This window comes from Citrobacter sp. RHBSTW-00986, from assembly GCF_013783065.1.
Lineage (GTDB): Bacteria > Pseudomonadota > Gammaproteobacteria > Enterobacterales > Enterobacteriaceae > Citrobacter > Citrobacter braakii.
This window is the reverse complement of the sequence record NZ_CP056200.1, coordinates 141,018-159,340: the sequence shown is the minus strand read 5'-3', so window position 1 is coordinate 159,340 and position 18,323 is coordinate 141,018. Positions and strand designations below refer to the sequence as shown.

The 18,323-nt window shown below is 53.3% G+C and carries 16 protein-coding genes and 1 pseudogene; 7 read left to right on the top strand and 10 right to left on the bottom strand.

Annotated features, from left to right (window positions below; all coding sequences use genetic code 11):
* The first annotated feature begins 9 nt into the window (after nt 1-9).
* From HV345_RS00770 to araD, 6 genes are all read left to right on the top strand, one after another.
* Nucleotides 10-942, top strand: coding sequence for a DUF4862 family protein (locus HV345_RS00770; protein ID WP_047415844.1), 933 nt, complete (start codon nt 10-12; stop codon nt 940-942).
* A gap of 31 nt (nt 943-973) precedes the next feature.
* A complete protein-coding gene (locus HV345_RS00765; protein WP_181636153.1) occupies nt 974-2,293 on the top strand; it encodes an MFS transporter in 1,320 nt (439 codons plus the stop codon).
* 98 nt (nt 2,294-2,391) lie between these two features.
* Nucleotides 2,392-3,894, top strand: a complete 1,503-nt coding sequence (locus HV345_RS00760; RefSeq protein ID WP_181636152.1) for an FGGY-family carbohydrate kinase — start codon at nt 2,392-2,394, stop codon at nt 3,892-3,894.
* On the top strand, nt 3,894-4,556 hold the full coding sequence (gene ulaD / locus HV345_RS00755; protein ID WP_047359027.1) for a 3-keto-L-gulonate-6-phosphate decarboxylase UlaD: 663 nt from the start codon (nt 3,894-3,896) through the stop codon (nt 4,554-4,556). Before HV345_RS00760 ends, ulaD begins: the two co-directional genes overlap by 1 nt.
* Nucleotides 4,549-5,409 (top strand): L-ribulose-5-phosphate 3-epimerase, encoded by an 861-nt coding sequence (locus HV345_RS00750; protein WP_047415838.1) that lies wholly within the window; start codon nt 4,549-4,551, stop codon nt 5,407-5,409. The genes ulaD and HV345_RS00750 overlap by 8 nt, the downstream gene beginning before the upstream one ends.
* Complete coding sequence (araD, locus tag HV345_RS00745) at nt 5,403-6,098, top strand: L-ribulose-5-phosphate 4-epimerase (RefSeq protein ID WP_016154942.1); 696 nt, start codon at nt 5,403-5,405, stop codon at nt 6,096-6,098. The genes HV345_RS00750 and araD overlap by 7 nt, the downstream gene beginning before the upstream one ends.
* A 4-nt stretch (nt 6,099-6,102) precedes the next feature.
* On the opposite strand, the pseudogene HV345_RS00740 reads toward araD, so the two are convergent.
* Nucleotides 6,103-6,582 (bottom strand): annotated as a pseudogene (locus HV345_RS00740) (helix-turn-helix domain-containing protein); the annotation flags it as partial.
* A gap of 108 nt (nt 6,583-6,690) precedes the next feature.
* Nucleotides 6,691-7,431, bottom strand: coding sequence for a MipA/OmpV family protein (locus HV345_RS00735; protein ID WP_016154944.1), 741 nt, complete (start codon nt 7,429-7,431; stop codon nt 6,691-6,693).
* A gap of 121 nt (nt 7,432-7,552) precedes the next feature.
* Between HV345_RS00735 and HV345_RS00730 the strand changes: the two genes are divergently transcribed.
* On the top strand, nt 7,553-8,506 hold the full coding sequence (locus HV345_RS00730) for a LysR family transcriptional regulator (protein ID WP_181636151.1): 954 nt from the start codon (nt 7,553-7,555) through the stop codon (nt 8,504-8,506).
* 48 nt (nt 8,507-8,554) lie between these two features.
* Here the strand turns inward: HV345_RS00730 and HV345_RS00725 are convergent, their stop codons facing one another.
* The 8 genes from HV345_RS00725 to HV345_RS00690 all read right to left on the bottom strand — a co-directional run bounded on the left by HV345_RS00725 (nt 8,555) and on the right by HV345_RS00690 (nt 18,322).
* Nucleotides 8,555-9,691, bottom strand: a complete 1,137-nt coding sequence (locus HV345_RS00725) for an HlyD family secretion protein (RefSeq protein ID WP_016154946.1) — start codon at nt 9,689-9,691, stop codon at nt 8,555-8,557.
* A gap of 5 nt (nt 9,692-9,696) precedes the next feature.
* Nucleotides 9,697-10,020: a DUF3302 domain-containing protein gene (locus tag HV345_RS00720; protein ID WP_016154947.1), complete on the bottom strand. Its 324-nt coding sequence runs from the start codon at nt 10,018-10,020 to the stop codon at nt 9,697-9,699.
* A gap of 184 nt (nt 10,021-10,204) precedes the next feature.
* Nucleotides 10,205-11,743 (bottom strand): aldehyde dehydrogenase AldB, encoded by a 1,539-nt coding sequence (gene aldB, locus HV345_RS00715; protein WP_019078065.1) that lies wholly within the window; start codon nt 11,741-11,743, stop codon nt 10,205-10,207.
* A 92-nt stretch (nt 11,744-11,835) separates the two neighbouring features.
* Nucleotides 11,836-12,987, bottom strand: a complete 1,152-nt coding sequence (yiaY, locus tag HV345_RS00710) for an L-threonine dehydrogenase (protein WP_181636150.1) — start codon at nt 12,985-12,987, stop codon at nt 11,836-11,838.
* 188 nt (nt 12,988-13,175) lie between these two features.
* Nucleotides 13,176-15,020, bottom strand: coding sequence for a selenocysteine-specific translation elongation factor (selB, locus tag HV345_RS00705; protein WP_016157738.1), 1,845 nt, complete (start codon nt 15,018-15,020; stop codon nt 13,176-13,178).
* The gene (gene selA, locus HV345_RS00700) at nt 15,017-16,408 is read right to left on the bottom strand and encodes an L-seryl-tRNA(Sec) selenium transferase (protein ID WP_181636149.1); all 1,392 of its coding nucleotides are present in this window, start codon (nt 16,406-16,408) and stop codon (nt 15,017-15,019) included. Before selA ends, selB begins: the two co-directional genes overlap by 4 nt.
* Before the next feature lie 98 nt (nt 16,409-16,506).
* Nucleotides 16,507-17,115 carry a glutathione S-transferase gene (locus tag HV345_RS00695; RefSeq protein WP_047501319.1) on the bottom strand — a complete coding sequence of 203 codons (609 nt, stop codon included), beginning with the start codon at nt 17,113-17,115 and terminating at the stop codon, nt 16,507-16,509.
* A 70-nt stretch (nt 17,116-17,185) separates the two neighbouring features.
* Nucleotides 17,186-18,322 carry an HlyD family secretion protein gene (locus tag HV345_RS00690; protein WP_016157740.1) on the bottom strand — a complete coding sequence of 379 codons (1,137 nt, stop codon included), beginning with the start codon at nt 18,320-18,322 and terminating at the stop codon, nt 17,186-17,188.
* Between the last annotated feature and the right edge of the window lies 1 nt (nt 18,323).

Genomic DNA, 18,323 nt, shown 5'->3' with positions numbered 1-18,323 from the left:
GAGCACAACATGAGCGTTAATAATGCCGGTTATATTATCGGTGCGTACCCCTGTGCACCCTCATTTCACCAAAAGAGTGAAGAGGAAGAGAAGGATTTCTGGCGACAACTCGCCGATACCCCGGATATTCGCGGTTTGGAGCAGCCCTGCCTTGAACATCTTCACCCGTTAGGCGACGAATGGTTATTACGTCATACACCGGGCGACTGGCAAATCGTGGTCACAGCTATAATGGAAACCATGCGCCGTCGTGGCGCAAACAGCGCTTTTGGGCTGGCTTCCAGCGACGAAGAACAACGTAAAGCCTGCGTGGCGTATTACCGCCATCTGCAGCAGAAAATCAACCATATCAATGCAGCCAACGGCGGAAAAGTAATCGCGCTGGAGCTGCATGCCGCACCCTGTGCCAGCAATCCAGATGTTGCGCAGGCCACCGACGCATTCGCCCGTTCGCTTAAAGAGATAGCCAATTGGGACTGGTCCTGCGATCTGGTGCTGGAACATTGTGATGCCATGACCGGTATTGCGCCGCGCAAAGGTTTTCTGCCGTTGGACAACGTGCTGGAGGTCATTGCCGGGTATGACATCAGCGTGTGCATTAACTGGGCGCGCTCGGCCATTGAAGGACGGAACCTCACCCTACCGCTGACCCACACGCAGCAGGCCCAACGGGCTGGAAAACTGGGCGCACTGATGTTTTCCGGTACCACGCTTGCGGGGGAATACGGCGAGTGGCAGGACTTACACGCACCGTTTGCCCCTTTCTGTCCAGAAGGTCTGATGGCCACCGACCATGCCCGCGAATTATTCGCCTGCGCAGGAGCAGACCCATTGCAATTTTCTGGCATTAAATTGCTGGAAATAAATGCCAGTGCAGATGTGAACCATCGTGTAGCGATATTGCGCGACGGTATCGCCGCATTAAATAAAGCAAAACTATAAAAATAAAATACTACTCTACGAGAATATTAATATGAACATGACCTCTCGCCCTACACTTCAAGACATACCCCGTCAGCGCTGGCTACGGATTATTCCACCTATTCTCATCGCCTGTATTATTTCTTATATGGACCGCGTCAATATCGCATTCGCGATGCCCGGCGGAATGGATGAGGAATTAGGTATTTCCGCCACCATGGCCGGTCTGGCCGGTGGTATTTTCTTTATCGGCTATCTGTTTTTACAGGTTCCCGGCGGAAAAATTGCCGTACACGGCAGCGGCAAGAAATTTATCGGCTGGTCGTTGGTTGCCTGGGCGGTCATTTCCGTTTTGACGGGGTTGATCACGAATCAGTATCAACTGCTGGTTTTGCGCTTCTTACTCGGCGTTGCCGAAGGCGGCATGCTGCCGGTCGTGCTGACGATGATCAGTAATTGGTTCCCCGATGCCGAACGCGGTCGCGCCAATGCGATTGTGATTATGTTTGTGCCGATTGCCGGGATCATTACCGCCCCGCTCTCGGGTTGGATCATCACCGTGCTCGACTGGCGCTGGCTGTTTATCATTGAAGGTTTACTGTCTGTCGTCGTCCTGGTGCTGTGGGCCTATACCGTTTACGACCGTCCGCAGGAAGCGCGCTGGATCTCTGACGCCGAGAAAAATTACCTGGTGGAAATGCTGGCCGCCGAGCAAAAAGCCATTGCCGGAACCGAAGTCAAAAATGCCTCTCTGGGCGCAGTACTTTCCGATAAAACCATGTGGCAGCTAATCGCGCTGAACTTCTTCTATCAGACCGGGATTTACGGTTACACCCTGTGGCTGCCGACCATTCTCAAAGAGTTGACTCACAGCAGCATGGGGCAGGTCGGCATGCTCGCCATTCTGCCTTACGTCGGCGCAATTGCCGGGATGTTCCTGTTCTCTTCTCTCTCTGACCGCACCGGTAAACGCAAGCTGTTCGTCTGCCTGCCGCTGATTGGCTTTGCCCTGTGCATGTTCCTCTCTGTGGCGCTGAAAAATAACGTCTGGCTGGCTTATGCCGCGCTGGTCGGCTGCGGATTCTTCCTGCAATCGGCTGCGGGCGTGTTCTGGACTATTCCGGCGCGTTTGTTCAGCGCGGAAATGGCCGGTGGCGCACGTGGGGTCATCAACGCTCTCGGCAACCTCGGTGGCTTTTGCGGTCCTTACGCGGTCGGCGTACTCATCACCCTGTACAGCAAAGATGCGGGCGTTTACTGCCTGGCAATTTCACTGGCTCTGGCCGCGCTGATGGCCCTGCTGCTGCCAGCGAAATGCGATGCCGGCGCCGCGCCGCTAAAGACGCTGAATCCACATAAACGTACAGCTTAAAACAATGCCCGGTGGCGCTTCGCTTACCGGGCCTACAGGTAGCAACCGTCGTAGGCCGGATAAGCGCAGCGCCATCCGGCAAAAATGAGATAACAAAGATGAGTGAGAAAGCGACCTTCTGGCTGGGTATTGATTGCGGCGGGACCTATCTGAAAGCAGGTTTGTATGATGCCAAAGGTCATGAGCAGGGAATTAACCGGCAATCGCTGCAGACAATATCGCCATTACCCGGGTACGCCGAACGCGATATGCATCAACTGTGGCAACAGTGCGTCGCGACCATTGCCGGGCTGTTAAAGCGTACAGGTGTCTGCGGCGAGCAAATCAAAGGTGTCGGTATATCCGCTCAGGGCAAAGGCCTGTTCCTACTTGATAAGCAAGATAAGCCGCTAGGTAATGCCATTCTCTCTTCTGACCGACGTGCGATGGACATCGTACAGCGCTGGCAGCAGGATGGGATCCCTGAGCAGCTCTACCCGGTCACCCGCCAGACATTGTGGACCGGGCATCCGGCATCGCTCCTGCGCTGGGTGAAAGAGAACACCCCTCAGCGCTACGCGCAAATTGGTAGCATCATGATGGGTCATGACTACCTGCGCTGGTGCTTAACCGGCGTCAAAGGCTGCGAAGAGAGCAATATCTCCGAGTCGAACCTCTACAACATGACCACGGGTCAGTACGACCCGAGGCTGACTCAGTGGCTGGGTATCAGTGAAATCGACCATGCCCTGCCCCCCATCGTGGGGTCAGCAGAAATATGCGGGGAAATCACCGCTCAGACAGCCGTCATCACCGGTCTGGCGGCGGGTACGCCCGTCGTCGGCGGTCTGTTTGATGTGGTTTCCACCGCACTCTGCGCCGGTATCGAAGATGAGCACACCCTTAACGCGGTGATGGGAACGTGGGCTGTCACCAGCGGGATCGCTCACAGGCTGCGCGACCACGAGCCTCATCCCTATGTTTATGGCCGCTATGTGAATGACGGGCAGTACATCGTTCATGAAGCCAGTCCGACCTCCTCCGGCAATCTGGAATGGTTTACCGCTCAGTGGGGTGAGCTCTCTTTTGATGAAATTAATCAGGCCGTTGCTAGCTTACCGAAAGCCGGTAGCGCGCTTTTCTTCCTGCCATTTTTGTACGGCAGTAACGCCGGGCTGGAGATGACCAGCGGCTTTTATGGCATGCAGGCTATACACACTCGCGCCCACTTATTACAGGCCATCTACGAAGGCGTGGTTTTCAGCCACATGACCCACCTGAACCGCATGCGTGAACGTTTTACGCAGGCACATACCCTGCGCGTCACCGGAGGTCCGGCGCACTCCGACATCTGGATGCAAATGCTGGCAGACGTCAGCGGCTTACGTATCGAGCTGCCACAGATTGAAGAGACCGGCTGCTTTGGTGCAGCGCTCGCCGCCCGCGTAGGCACCGGCGTTTATCACAATTTCAGCGACGCGCAGCGCAGCTTACAGCACCCAGTGCGCACACTGCTGCCAGACGCCGCCGCGCATGCGAGCTACCAGCGCAAATACCGCCAATACCAGAATTTAATTACCGCACTACAGGGCTATCACGCCCGCATTAAGGAGCATGAATGATGAGTCGACCATTACTGCAACTGGCGCTCGACCACACCAACCTGCAGGCAGCCCAGCGCGATGTCGCACTGCTACAAGAAAGTGTCGATATCGTTGAAGCGGGAACGATTCTCTGCTTAACCGAAGGCCTTAGCGCCGTCAAAGCGCTGCGCGCCCAGTGCCCAAATAAAATCATCGTCGCCGACTGGAAGGTAGCCGATGCGGGCGAAACCCTTGCACAGCAAGCGTTTGGCGCTGGCGCTAACTGGATGACCATCATCTGCGCTGCGCCGCTGGCGACGGTAGAGAAAGGCCATGGCGTCGCGCAGTCCTGCGGCGGCGAAATTCAGATGGAACTGTTCGGCAACTGGACGCTGGATGACGCCCGTGACTGGTATCACGTTGGGGTTCGCCAGGCGATTTACCATCGGGGGCGCGATGCCCAGGCCAGCGGGCAACAGTGGGGAGAAGCGGATCTGGCGCGCATGAAAGCGCTTTCCGATATCGGTCTGGAGTTGTCAATTACCGGCGGGATTACGCCCGCCGACCTGCCGCTGTTTCGCGATATCAACGTCAAAGCCTTTATCGCCGGACGCGCGCTGGCTGGGGCGCAAAACCCAACGCAGGTTGCCGCTGAATTCCATGCGCAAATCGACGCCATCTGGGGAGCACAGTATGCGTAATCATCCGTTAGGTATCTATGAAAAAGCGCTGGCGAAAGACCTCTCCTGGCCGGAGCGTTTGGTGCTGGCGAAAAGCTGCGGTTTTGATTTCGTCGAGATGTCGGTGGATGAAACCGATGAACGTCTGTCGCGTCTCGACTGGAGCCCCGCTCAGCGCGCATCGCTGGTGAGCGCGATGCTGGAAACCGGCGTGGCAATCCCCTCAATGTGCCTGTCCGCCCACCGCCGTTTTCCCTTTGGCAGCCGCGATGAATCAGTCCGCGTTCGGGCGCGCGACATCATGACCAAAGCTATTCGTCTGGCGCGCGATCTCGGTATTCGCACCATTCAACTGGCAGGTTACGACGTCTATTACGAGGAACATGACGAAGGTACGCAGCAGCGCTTTGCCGAAGGGCTGGCATGGGCAGTCGAGCAAGCCGCCGCCGCGCAGGTCATGCTGGCGGTAGAAATTATGGATACCGCTTTTATGAACTCGATTAGCAAGTGGAAAAAGTGGGACGAAATGCTGTCATCGCCGTGGTTCACCGTCTATCCGGACGTAGGCAATCTCAGCGCCTGGGGAAATGACGTCACTGCCGAATTGACGCTGGGCATCGACCGTATCGCCGCTATCCACCTGAAAGACACGCTACCGGTAACCGAAACCCATCCGGGCCAGTTTCGCGATGTGCCTTTTGGCGAAGGGTGCGTGGACTTTGTCGGTATCTTTAAAACGCTGCATGAGCTGAACTATCGCGGATCGTTTCTGATTGAAATGTGGACTGAAAAAGCGAATGAGCCGGTACTGGAAATTATCCAGGCGCGACGCTGGATAGAAGCACGTATGCAGGAAGGAGGATTTCCATGTTAGAACAACTGAAGGCCGAGGTGCTGGCGGCCAATCTGGCGCTTCCGGCTCATGGTTTAGTCACCTTTACCTGGGGTAACGTCAGCGCGGTGGATGAAACGCGTAAGCTGATGGTGATTAAGCCGTCCGGCGTGGAATATAACGTGATGGCCGCCGACGATATGGTGGTGGTGGATATTGCCAGCGGCAATGTGGTTGAAGGCAGTAAAAAACCCTCCTCAGACACGCCAACCCATCTGGCGCTGTACCGTCGCTACCCTGAAATCGGTGGGATCGTCCACACCCATTCACGCCACGCGACGATCTGGTCACAGGCGGGTCTTGATCTCCCGGCATGGGGCACCACACATGCCGATTATTTCTATGGTTCTATTCCGTGTACTCGTCTGATGACCGTTGAGGAGATTAACGGCGAATATGAATATCAAACCGGTGAGGTCATTATTCAGACCTTTGAGCAACGCGATCTTAATCCGCTGCAGGTTCCGGCGGTATTAGTGCATTCACACGGTCCGTTCGCCTGGGGTAAAGATGCCGCAGACGCCGTACATAACGCGGTGGTGCTCGAAGAGTGCGCCTACATGGGGCTGTTCTCGCGCCAGTTAGCCCCTCAGTTGCCGGATATGCAGTCGGAGTTGCTGGATAAACACTATCTGCGCAAACACGGCGTGAATGCGTATTACGGGCAGTAACGGGTCAGGCGCTATTAATATGCTCTTTGCAATAGCGCCGTTTCCACGCCGCGGGTGTCAGGCTGGTATGCTTGCGAAAGATTTTGCGAAAGTAACCCACATCATTAAATCCACATTTTATCGCCACTTCGGTAAGCGACAGCGAGCCACTGATCAACAGTTTTTCTGCCGCCCTTACCCGCTGGCGATGCAATGCTTCAGTTAGCGTCAGCCTGAAAGCGCTACGGAATACACGCCCCAGATAATCCGCATTGCAATACAGTTCTTTCGCCAGAGTTGAAGCACTAATCGGCAGGTGGAACTGGGTGTGGATTATTTGTTGCGCTTTCCATGCCAGCGCATTACCGGGGCTATCTGCGGGTTGCTCGCTAGCCGCCGCGGAGATTTGCTGCAAAATCAGCAGTAGGATCAGTTCCAACGCAACGCTGCGATGAATATTTTCCTGCTCGCGTAAGAACTGGCGAAACAGCGAAATGCGTATCTGGGTAAACGAGTAGTAACTGAAGGCATGCCGGATGACGATGCTTCGGGTCTTATCCGGTCTACCGCATTGAAAAGATTGCCCTCCTCCCTGAGGACAAACGGGTGAGAATCAGAAACGCCAGGTCAGACCGGACATAAAGGTAAAGCTGTCATCACGGTCAACCATCGGGCTATTTTTAATATCATCTGGCAGCGCACTATAGTTGGCGCTGGCCAGCAGCGTCAGATTGCTGGTCAATGCGTATTTAGCGGACAGGCCAACATACGGTGTCCAGCTATCGCCAGGGGAGTAGCTTGATAACCCACTACGGCGGGATTCATTGCCAGAGATGCCGTAGTAATATTCGTTGAAGTTTTCGTCATAGTAGAGCACGCCAATCGCCGGCGTCAGCGTCAGCTTGCCCATCGGCATTTGGCGAAACAGAGACATTTCCCCAACCCAACCGTTGCTGTTGTCCAGCACATCCGCTGCTGCGGAGACTTTCACGCTGCCCCATTTCTCATGGTGATACCATGCAGCACCCGCCATCGCGGTTGCGTCACGCTTGTTCAGTTGCTTCATCGCTTGATCGTCGTTATCACCCGGATCAAACTCAAGCGGCATGTACGAGGCAGTAATGCTAAATTCATTACTTTCATTTTTTGAAAGAATATAACCTAACGTTGTTTGCCTAAAATAAAATGATTCACTTTCATAACTGACAAGCGGTACTGCGTGAACGTTATCATTATATCCACGATAAGGAGATTCGTTATATACAGCGCCGCCGCCAATAGAAAATTCTGCGGCAGTTGCGCTCGCCATAAATGAAAAGGCGAATAGCGCCACAATATTGCGTTTAATTAACATGCCCACATTCCATTTTAAAATAAGATACAAAACGCGTGCATAATAATGCTTACAATTTCATCGGTGCAAGATTCATATTTATATAGTAATATATACAAAATTATATATATTGGGTTTGGCGATGAACAAATTACAACTCAAACACCAGGAACTGAAGATTATTTCAGTAATTGCTGCCAGTGAAAACATCAGTCATGCCGCTACGGTTCTCGGCATCGCGCAAGCCAACGTTAGTAAGTACCTTGCTGATTTTGAATCAAAAGTTGGACTAAAGGTATTTGATCGCACCACCCGACAGCTCACCCTCACACCGTTTGGTACAGCGCTGCTTCCTTACATCAATGACATGTTGGACAGAAACGATCAGCTCAATAATTTCATTGCTGATTATAAGCACGAAAAACGTGGCCGGGTAACCGTATATGCTCCGACGGGCATAATTGCTTATTTATCGCAACATGTGATCGCAAAAATTCAGGATATCGGTGGAATTAGCCTCTCACTTAAAACATGTAACCTGGAACGAAAGGCATTTTTTGAAGGTGTCGACTTCCCTGAAGATTGTGATATTTTAATCACCTATGCACATCCTAAAGATGAATCTCTGGTTGCCAGTTTCATTACTAAATATGCGGTGACGGCTTTTGCCAGCCCTGAGTATATCAAAGCACATCCTATTAGTAGCCCTGATGAACTGGAAGAACATTCCTGTATCCTGATTGATTCCATGATGATAGATGAGGCTAATATCTGGCGTTTCACTTCAGCCGGAGGCAAGGAGATGCACGATTATCGGGTGACCGGAAATTATGTCTGCGACAATACACAGTCTGCACTGGCGCTGGCACGTAACCATCTGGGCATTGTTTTTGCGCCAAATGCGAGTATCCAAAAAGATATTGAATCCGGGTCGCTGGTTCCATGTTTCTCAGAACAACATGAATGGTGGCTGGATTTGGTGGTGATTTTCCGCAAACGTGAATATCAGCCATGGCGGGTACAGTTTATTCTTGATGAGATGTTGGCAGAGATCCGCCAGCAACTTACTCAGGCGCTGGAACAGCAGCCTGAGTAAGCGAAATTAGGGTACCAGGTTCAAAATGGTAAGCAAAATAGCCTGCGCCTAGTGATCGAGATACAGATAATGCACCCAACTGGTCATACGCAGCAGAACCTTACGCATCACTGACACATGGGTGAAGTGATCAGAATAAACCGCGACCTGCGCATAAATCCCATCAGGCAGAGCGTTCACATCCACATTATCATTCAGCTCAATCGTGGCGATCACCCCTTCCGATCCAGGCGTAGAATTTAAGGATTGCAGCGCCCCATTCGACTGGTATGTCCCCCCCGGTACGGCCGGACTGATGGCAGCCAGTTTGCCGCTGAAAACCTTACCCGGCAGGGCGTTAAACACCACTTCAGCTTCATCGCCTGGCTCCAATCGCAGCAACGAGTTTTGCCGGAACTGGGCGATAATTTGCCGTTTTTGATCCGGGATAAACACCATCACCGGACGCATAGGCAGCGCGGCGGCATAGGTTCCCGGTCGCATCAGCACCTGCGTAACGTAACCATCGCTGGGCGCGCGAACCACTGTCTGGTCCAGGTTGAACTCCGCTTCGGCTAACTGCGCTTTCAGGCTGGCAATTTGCGAATTCTCACCCTGCACCAGGCTGTCTAACTGACTCTGGATTTGCTGTTGTTCCGCAACGGAGGATTTCACCGCTGCTTCCTGCGCCAGATAGTTTTGCCGCGCCGCATCGATATCGCGTTCAGAAAAAGGATTGACCTTCGCCTGACTCCCCTGCGCATAGCGCTGGTAATCTTTAGCTAGCTTGTCACGCGTAGCCTTTGCCCGCTGCGTGTTGGCTTGCATTTCGTCTAACTGCGCCACCAGCACCTGCTCTTTATGTTGTGCGGTGACAATATCAGCTTTCAGGCGATCAACTCGTGCCTGATAACGTCCCGGATTAAGTTTAAACAGTACCTCACCTTTTTTGATCAGCGTATTCTTCTTATCCGTCACTTCCGTTACGACCCCCGTGACCTGCGGTACTACGGGAATAGAAATTACCGCCTTTTGCGCCTTAAATGTATACGGATGGTTATAATTCATCAGTAATATAAGTCCGCAAACAATGAATATACCGCCCAATGCTGCAGTGGGTACTGTCCATTTATTGGCAGGAATTTTAAAAATCTTAAATATTGACCATGCGCACGCCACATAGGTCAGAACGATCAATAAATCCATCGATATTACTCCGCCGGAGAGGTCTTCGCCTCACCCAGTTTCTTTTCCAGATCGGCAACCCTGGCCTGCAACTGGATCAGGGAAGAATCCGCGCTTTGCATGCCCCACCCGCGTTCCGGGCGATAAAGCGTTGCCCAGATCCATAAAAAGGGCCACATGACATGTAAGGTAAACAAACTCACCCAGCCCGCGACATGTATTGCGTCAGCATGAGGATGGTTACGTTTCTTTGCAATGAGATAGGGAATATCATGCAGAATAATAATCCCGTAAAAAATGACCAGGAATACAAAAATAAGCACTCCTAATGCAAAATAATTAAGGAACATATTTGCCTCAGGGATTTAAATTGAAAACTCGGCTGCAATTTGATTTACACAATAGAGTTGATAATAGTAGTGGAATGACCAGATTGGATGCAATCGTCTTATTTATATAACGATATATGGGTTTATATATAACTGCAGAATAAAGATATGCCCGGCGCAAAACCGGGCAATAAGTGATGAGAAATTAAAATAGTCCCAGCGGTTTATCTGAGTAGCTCACCAGCAGACATTTGGTTTGCTGATAATGCTCGAGCATCATCTTATGCGTCTCGCGCCCGATACCCGACTGCTTATAGCCACCGAATGCCGCATGGGCCGGGTAAGCATGGTAACAGTTGGTCCAAACACGCCCCGCCTGAATCCCACGGCCCATCTTGTACGCCAGATTTCCGTTACGGCTCCAGACACCAGCGCCAAGCCCATATTGGGTGTCATTGGCGATTTCCAGCGCCTCTTCCATAGTTTTAAAGGTCGTGACGGCCAGCACGGGCCCGAAGATCTCTTCCTGGAAAACCCGCATGTTGTTCTTGCCAAACAGAATGGTTGGTTCGAGGTAATAACCTTCTTTTAAGTCGCCATCCAGTTGCTTGCGCCGCCCGCCGGTGAGAACATCAGCCCCTTCTTTCTTACCAATATCGATGTAATTCAAAATGGTTTCCAGTTGACCATGCGAGACCTGCGCACCCATTTGCGTCACGCTGTCTAACGGGTTGCCGCTGCGAATACTCTCCACCCGGCGGATAGCTCTTTCCATAAAACGTTCGTAAATAGATTCCTGTACTAATGCACGGCTCGGACAGGTACACACTTCACCCTGATTGAAGGCAAACAGCGCGAAACCTTCCAGCGCTTTGTCAAAAAACGCATCCTCTTCATCCATCACATCAGCGAAGAAGATATTGGGCGATTTCCCACCCAGCTCCAGCGTGACGGGAATAATGTTCTGCGTGGCGTATTGCATGATCTGCTGCCCAACTTCCGTTGAGCCGGTAAACGCCACTTTCGCAATGCGCTTAGACGTCGCCAGATACTCACCGATTTCCCCACCCGCACCGTTTACCACGTTTACCACGCCTGGCGGGAGCAGATCGCCGATGACTTCCATCAGCAACAGCACGGACAGCGGCGTGAGGCGCGCGGGTTTAAGCACGACGCAGTTACCCGCCGCCAGCGCGGGCGCCATCTTCCAGCTGGCCATCAGCAGCGGGAAGTTCCACGGGATAATTTGTCCTACCACGCCAAGAGGTTCATGGAAGTGATAAGCCACGGTCTCGCTATCAACCTCGCTTATTCCCCCTTCCTGCGCACGAATACAGGAAGCGAAGTAGCGGAAATGGTCAATCGCCAGCGGAACATCTGCCGCGCTGGTTTCGCGGATGGGCTTACCGTTATCCCAGGTTTCTGCCGTCGCCAGCAGTTCCAGGTTTTGCTCCATACGATCGGCGATTTTGAACAGTATCGCCGCCCTGTCCTGCACGGATGTCTGCGCCCACTTGTCTTTTACTTTGTGCGCGGCATCCAGTGCCAGATCGATATCCTTTTTGCCGGAAGAGGCCACTTCGCACAGTAATTGCCCGGTTACCGGCGTCAGGTTTTGGTAATACTCGCCGTCCACCGGGGCAACCCAGTCACCGCCGATAAAGTTATCGTATCGGGCTTTTAACTTCAGAGGGTAACCATACTCGCCGGGATAAATACGCGTTGAAGGGGGGTTATTGGTCATGACCGTCTCCTTGCTGTAGGGGTACTACAAGGGTAGACGGGGCTGGCGAATTATTCGCCAGCCATTTACTGCTTTACGACAGGTATCACGAATTACATAGCAGCGCGATAAATCGCCATGATTTCTTCATGAGTCGCCTGAATCGGGTTAGTGAAACCGCAGGCATCTTTCAGGGCATTGGTCGCCAGTACGGCAATATCCTCTTCCTTCACGTTCAACTCACGCAGACCGGCCGGGATATTCACTTTCTGCGCCAGTTCGCGGATCGCCGCGATGCAGGCTTCCGCCCCTTGCTCTGCGCTCAAGCCAGCAACGTCCACGCCCATTGCCGCAGCGCAATCACGCAGGCGAGCGGCAGCCACTTTGCTATTGAAGACCTGCACATGCGGCAGCAGCACTGCGTTACATACACCGTGCGGCAGATCGTAGAAGCCGCCCAACTGGTGCGCCATTGCGTGCACATAACCAAGAGAAGCGTTGTTAAAGGCCATTCCCGCGAGGAACTGCGCGTAAGCCATGGCTTCGCGCGCCTGAGCATTGCTGCCATCTGCAACGGCGACCGGCAGGTTTTCCGCAATCATGGTGACCGCTTTCAACGCGCACGCATCGGTAATCGGCGTTGCAGCAATAGACACGTAGGCTTCAATGGCGTGGGTCAGCGCATCCATACCGGTTGCCGCTGTCAGGGACTTCGGCATGCCGAGCATCAGCGAGGAGTCATTAACGGACAGCAGCGGCGTAACGTGCTTATCCACAATCGCCATTTTAATGTGGCGTACTTCATCGGTAATGATGCAGAAACGGGTCATTTCAGATGCCGTGCCCGCGGTGGTGTTAATGGCGATCATCGGCAGCTGTGGTTTTGCAGAACGGTCCACACCTTCGTAATCGCGAATATCGCCGCCGTTAGCCGCCACCAGCGCAATGCCCTTCGCACAATCGTGCGGAGAACCGCCGCCGAGGGAAATAACGCTATCACATTCATTTTCTTTCAGTATGTGCAGGCCAGCAGCGACGTTACTGGTCGTGGGATTAGGATGCGTACCGTCGAAAATTACGCTGAAAATATCACGTTCCTGTAATGTTTTTTGAATCTCGCCAGCCATACCTAATTTTGTCAGCATGGCATCCGTGACAATCAGCGTACGACGAAAACCATATTCCGCCATTGTATTCATTGCGTCTTTTAATGAATCAGCGCCGATTACATTCACGGAAGGAATAAAAAATGTTGAAGCAGCCATTGTACGATCCTTAATTACTCTAAAGAGTCAGGAAGCATACGAGTGAAATATCCAACAAAATATGATCGTGGTTGTTATTTTAATAACACCCACAATTAAAAAGCACATTAGGTTCATAATCTAATGTGCTTATTTCAATCAATATCTATTTTGTATTAATTCATTTAATTCCTGAATTAATTGTTTCATTATTTTTCGGGAAACAACAAAGCATCGCGTAATAAATGATCATTTCCCCGGCGACGCGTAAAACCAATGCGGTCAAAATATTCCAGAATCTGGATAGCCAATTTGCGTCCAACGTTAAGCCTGTCGCGGAAATCGGCAGCACAGGTCGATCCTTTCTCCTGATCCAGTTCGCGGATCATATTGGCAAAGGCCACAATCCGATCGTTACGGTAATAGCGATCTTTGACGATCGCGGTGATGATGCCTTGCTGCGCTGCTTGTCGTAACGCCACACGCATCATCTGCTCATCTGTGCCCGTCTGTTTTGCCAAATCGCGCACCCACCACGGCTCATCGCCAAAAAGCGGTTCTGCTTTTTGCCAGATAGCCTGCTGCTCTTCGCTGAAACCGGCCTTATGATCCGGCAAATGCAGCCAGCCATGATGGCTATGGATGGCGCCGCTCTCACGCATCTTTTCAATCAGCAGCAGGACCAGCGCTTCATCTTCCATCGGCAAAGCCATACGGCGCAGGCGTTCTCGCCCAGGTCCTGGTTCATCACGGTGCTGCTCGTGGTACGTTGCCAGCGTATCAAGGACTTTCCGCTGCCAGCGCGCTGCAACGGCAGCATTCAACAGACTGTATCCCGCCTGAATAAAGCCATGCAGCTCAATCAACGGACGCATACCGTTGCCGTTGAGCTGACGCGCCCAGGCGAAGTCAGGAATATTCACCGCCCCGCGCGTCAGATGTAGCGCCAGAGCTTCGCCGTCACTCTGCACCTTCTCCAGCGCTGCCAGCCATTGCAAATATTCCGGCTTACGCTTCCCGCGACGTGGCGGATTGAGCGTTACCACGCGCGCGCCAGCCAGCGTCGTGCGGGCCGAAATATCGCGTAGCACCAGACGGTCGTTATCGGCGAGCCAGAGCGGTGTATCAAACACCAGTTCCGCCAGCGTCCCTTCAAGCAGCGAGATTCTCCCGGTGACATGGCTGGCCGCGTGGTGAATATGCAGCGGTTGCCACTGCATCAGCGGCGCGGCATGCTCTAAAGAGACAATCACGCGGGTAAACGCCTCTGGCGGTGCATCGGACAGCAGCCAGTCGCCGCGGTTAAGCTCTTCTTTTTGTGCATCACCGGCAATATTCAGCGCAATACGTTGCCCCGCCTGCGCGCGATCGGTGGCCTGATTTTGCGCATGCAAGCTACGTACGCGCATCGGTTTGTTGACGCCCGTGAGCCACAGCGTGTCACCAACAGTCACTTCACCGCTAAGCGCCGTCCCGGTCACCACCAAACCCGCGCCTTTGACCGTAAAGGCACGGTCAATCGCCAGGCGAAAGCTGCAATCGCGGGCATGCTCGCGCGACGTTAATTGCTGTAAATGATCGCGCAGTTCTTCGATTCCACGACCTTCACTGGCCGCCGTCACGAACAGAACCGCATCGGCGAATCCATAGTTTTCAAGCGCAGTATGCACCTCAGTACGTACCGCGTTGATGCGATCGTCATCCACGCGATCGGCTTTCGTGAGCGCCACGGTGATCTGCGGATTGCCCGTCAGTTGCAGAATTTGCAAATGCTCACGCGTTTGCGCCATCACGCCGTCATCACACGCCACCACCAGCAGCGCATGGTCGATCCCGCCGACACCCGCCAGCATGTTGGACAAAAACTTTTCGTGTCCGGGAACATCGATAAATCCCAGAATCCTTCCGTCCGGCTGCGGCCAGTAGGCATAACCGAGATCGATGGTCATGCCGCGCTTTTTTTCTTCCGGCAAACGGTCGGCATTCACGCCGGTAATCGCCTGTAATAACGTTGTTTTTCCGTGGTCAACGTGTCCGGCGGTTGCAATAATCATTTCAGCATCATCTCCATAAACCGGGTCTCGTCCTCAAGGCAGCGCAGATCCAGCCATAAGCGACCATCATAAATTCGCCCAATGATCGGCACGGGCAGCGCACGCCAACGGGCGGCCAGTGCTTCGAGGCGGCTACCGCGCCCGTCATGTGGCGTAAAGGTTAATGCCGCGCTGGGCAGCCTATCAACAGGTAGCGAACCGCTGCCTATCTGCGATAAACAAGGCATAACGTTCAGGGCGAATTCGTCGCCGTAATGATCAGCAAGTCGTGCCTGTAATTGTTGTGCCTGCGCGTGGACAGCCTCCTGCGAGCGGGTGAGCTGGCGTAACGTCGGCAACTTCGCTGCCAGCGCTTCCGGGTGCAGGTAGAGCCGCAGCGTCGCTTCCAGCGCAGCCAGCGTCATTTTATCAGCCCGTAATGCACGTTTCAGCGGATGGCTCTGTAAGCGCGCGATCATCTCTTTTTTACCGACAATAATCCCTGCCTGCGGCCCTCCCAGTAATTTATCGCCAGAGAAGCTCACCAGGCTAACGCCAGCTGCAATCAGCTGTTGCGGCATCGGCTCCTGCGGTAATCCATACTGGCTGAGATCAACCAGCGAGCCGCTGCCGAGATCCGCCACTACCGGAATATCCAGCTCCTTGCCAATAGTGGCCAGCTCTGACTCATCCACCGACTTCGTAAAGCCTTCGATGCTGTAATTACTGGTATGTACTTTCATCAGCAGACCGGTGTTTTCATTTACCGCCTGACGATAATCTTTCGTGTGGGTCCGGTTGGTGGTACCCACTTCGCGCAGAATACATCCGGCCTGACACATCACGTCCGGAATACGAAATGCGCCGCCAATTTCTACCAGTTCTCCGCGTGAAACGACCACCTCTTTGCCGTTAGCTGTGGCCGCCAGCATCAGCAAAACCGCTGCCGCGTTGTTATTGACGATACAGGCGTCTTCCGCCCCCGTCAGACGGCAGAGTAAATCCGCCAGGGCCCGATCCCGATGTCCACGCCCGGCATCATCCAGGCTGTATTCCAGCGTCACCGGCGTGCGCATCGCCTGCACCACCGCCTCGATCGCTTCTTCGGCCTGCGATGCGCGCCCAAGATTGGTATGCAGCACCGTTCCGGTAAGGTTAATTACCGGACGCAGCGCACTTTGCAATTCTCGTTCCAGCCGGGCGCAGGCCTCTTGCGCCCAGTCCTCACACCATGCCGGGAGCGCGTGCGTGTCGCGAATAGCTTCTCTGGCTTCGTCGAGCATGTGACGCAGCAGGTCAACCACCCGGGTATGACCGTGAGACTCACGTAAAGCTGGGAAGGCGCTATCGCGCAATAAACGATCGATAGCAGGAAGCTGGCTGTAGAGTGAACGCATGTCGGTTGTCATGAAAGGGCCTGGCTGTTGGTGGCCCTCTCCACCGTGGAGAGGGATATCGATATAGGAAGGATTGTACCGTGACTTTGCTTAGGCGAGTATAATGTGTATCAAGCCTTTGGCGGTTCCGTACGGGCAAAACTTTCGCGTTGAAAGAGCGTTTCCACCAGTTTGACCAGACGCGGGCGATCAACACACCAGCCGGGCGCAACCCGACGGAAATTGAGATAACCGACGGCACAGGCAATCGCAATGGTTGCCAGGTTAACCGTATCCGTTTTCAGCGTACCCTCCGCCAGATAACCTTCCAGCATATCCAGACTACGGGTAATCTTCTCTCGCTGGCGTAACAGTTCGGTTTCTGACTGCTGCGCGGCGGGGCGAGCCTGTTCGCGTACTGAGACTAAACCGGCATCCATAATGCCATCGGCCAGCGCTTCCAACTGGCGTACCTTCAGCGCCGCCAGTGGTTCACGCGGCAGCATCGCTGGCGCAATATCCAGCAGTTCTATGTATTCCGCGATGATCGGAGAGTCAAACCAGTACTCGCCCTCATCGGTAACCAACGCGGGCACTTTTCCTAACGGGTTATAGCGTGCCACGCCGTTATCTGCGTTATAGGGGAGTTCATTCACAAATTCGAAGGTGATGCCCTTTTCCAGTAACAGAATAGAAATTTTACGCACAAAAGGGCTGGTATAGCTGCCAATGAGTTTCATGCCGGGTCCTTTTTGCCAACAAAAATATCAGTATGGCTCAGGTCAGTGCAAATGGCAGGTGATGACGGTCTCAATGATCCAAATAAAGGTAATGCATCCAACTGGTCATGCGCAGCAGCACTTTACGCATCACTGAAACGTGAGCGAAATGGTCGGAATAGACCGCCACCTGGGCATAGATACCGTCCGGCAGCGCATCCACATCGGCGTTGGGAGCCAGCTCAATCGTGGCCAGCACGCCATCGGTACCCGGCACCACCGTTAAGGACTGTAATGCTCCCTGCGCCTGATAAGAACCGCCCGGAACAACCGGCAGAATGCTGGTAAGCTTGCCGGAGAATACCTGGCCTGGCAGCGCGTTGAAGACCACTTCCGCTTCATCACCCGGTTTAAGGCGCAGCAACGAATTCTGGCGGAATTGCGCCACGATTTGCCTTTTTTGTTCCGGAATAAATACCATCACCGGGCGCAGAGGCAGCGCGGCGGCATAGGTCCCGGGCCGGATAAGCACCTGTGTTACATAACCGTTGCTGGGCGCACGTACGATAGTCTGCTCAAGATTGTATTTGGCTTCAGCGAGCTGGGCGCGCAGAGACGCAACCTGAGATTGCTCTCCATTGACCATACTGTCTAACTGGCTCTGAATCTGCGTCTGTTCAGCAACGGAGCCTTTGACCAGCGCATCCTGCGCCAGATAGTTTTGCCGGGCGTTGTCGATGTCGCTTTCAGAGAATGGATTAACCTTCGCCTGGCTGCCCTTCAAATAGCGTTGATAATCTTTATACAGGCGATCTCGTTCAGCGGAAACGCGGGTGGTATTGGCTACGGCTTCAGACAGCTGCGCTTTCATATTGTCGATGTTGTGCGTAGCGGTCACCAGGTCGGCCTGCAGCCTGTCGACCCGCGCCTGATAACGAACGGGATCGAGTTTAAATAACACCTCGCCTTTTTTAATCAGCTGATTATTTTTATCTGTCACTTCACTAACAATTCCGGTGACCTGTGGGGTAACAGGAATTGAAATAACCGCCTTTTGCGCCGTAAAGGTATACGGGTGGTTATAGTTCATTAATAAAATCAGTCCCGCCACAATAAACACCCCACCTAACGCGGCGGTAGCAAGCGTCCATTGATTTACCGGAATACGGAATATTTTAAAAATGGCCCAGGCGAATGCCACATAGGTCAGGACAATCAACAAGTCCATG

What these genes read in the sequence shown, in the direction of transcription:
- HV345_RS00770 (WP_047415844.1), top strand. Translation starts at nt 10, where the DNA reads ATGAGCGTTAATAATGCCGGTTATATTATCGGTGCGTACCCCTGTGCA.
- HV345_RS00765 (WP_181636153.1), top strand. Translation starts at nt 974, where the DNA reads ATGAACATGACCTCTCGCCCTACACTTCAAGACATACCCCGTCAGCGC.
- HV345_RS00760 (WP_181636152.1), top strand. Translation starts at nt 2,392, where the DNA reads ATGAGTGAGAAAGCGACCTTCTGGCTGGGTATTGATTGCGGCGGGACC.
- ulaD (WP_047359027.1), top strand. Translation starts at nt 3,894, where the DNA reads ATGAGTCGACCATTACTGCAACTGGCGCTCGACCACACCAACCTGCAG.
- HV345_RS00750 (WP_047415838.1), top strand. Translation starts at nt 4,549, where the DNA reads ATGCGTAATCATCCGTTAGGTATCTATGAAAAAGCGCTGGCGAAAGAC.
- araD (WP_016154942.1), top strand. Translation starts at nt 5,403, where the DNA reads ATGTTAGAACAACTGAAGGCCGAGGTGCTGGCGGCCAATCTGGCGCTT.
- HV345_RS00735 (WP_016154944.1), bottom strand. Translation starts at nt 7,431, where the DNA reads ATGTTAATTAAACGCAATATTGTGGCGCTATTCGCCTTTTCATTTATG.
- HV345_RS00730 (WP_181636151.1), top strand. Translation starts at nt 7,553, where the DNA reads ATGAACAAATTACAACTCAAACACCAGGAACTGAAGATTATTTCAGTA.
- HV345_RS00725 (WP_016154946.1), bottom strand. Translation starts at nt 9,691, where the DNA reads ATGGATTTATTGATCGTTCTGACCTATGTGGCGTGCGCATGGTCAATA.
- HV345_RS00720 (WP_016154947.1), bottom strand. Translation starts at nt 10,020, where the DNA reads ATGTTCCTTAATTATTTTGCATTAGGAGTGCTTATTTTTGTATTCCTG.
- aldB (WP_019078065.1), bottom strand. Translation starts at nt 11,743, where the DNA reads ATGACCAATAACCCCCCTTCAACGCGTATTTATCCCGGCGAGTATGGT.
- yiaY (WP_181636150.1), bottom strand. Translation starts at nt 12,987, where the DNA reads ATGGCTGCTTCAACATTTTTTATTCCTTCCGTGAATGTAATCGGCGCT.
- selB (WP_016157738.1), bottom strand. Translation starts at nt 15,020, where the DNA reads ATGATTATTGCAACCGCCGGACACGTTGACCACGGAAAAACAACGTTA.
- selA (WP_181636149.1), bottom strand. Translation starts at nt 16,408, where the DNA reads ATGACAACCGACATGCGTTCACTCTACAGCCAGCTTCCTGCTATCGAT.
- HV345_RS00695 (WP_047501319.1), bottom strand. Translation starts at nt 17,115, where the DNA reads ATGAAACTCATTGGCAGCTATACCAGCCCTTTTGTGCGTAAAATTTCT.
- HV345_RS00690 (WP_016157740.1), bottom strand. Translation starts at nt 18,322, where the DNA reads ATGGACTTGTTGATTGTCCTGACCTATGTGGCATTCGCCTGGGCCATT.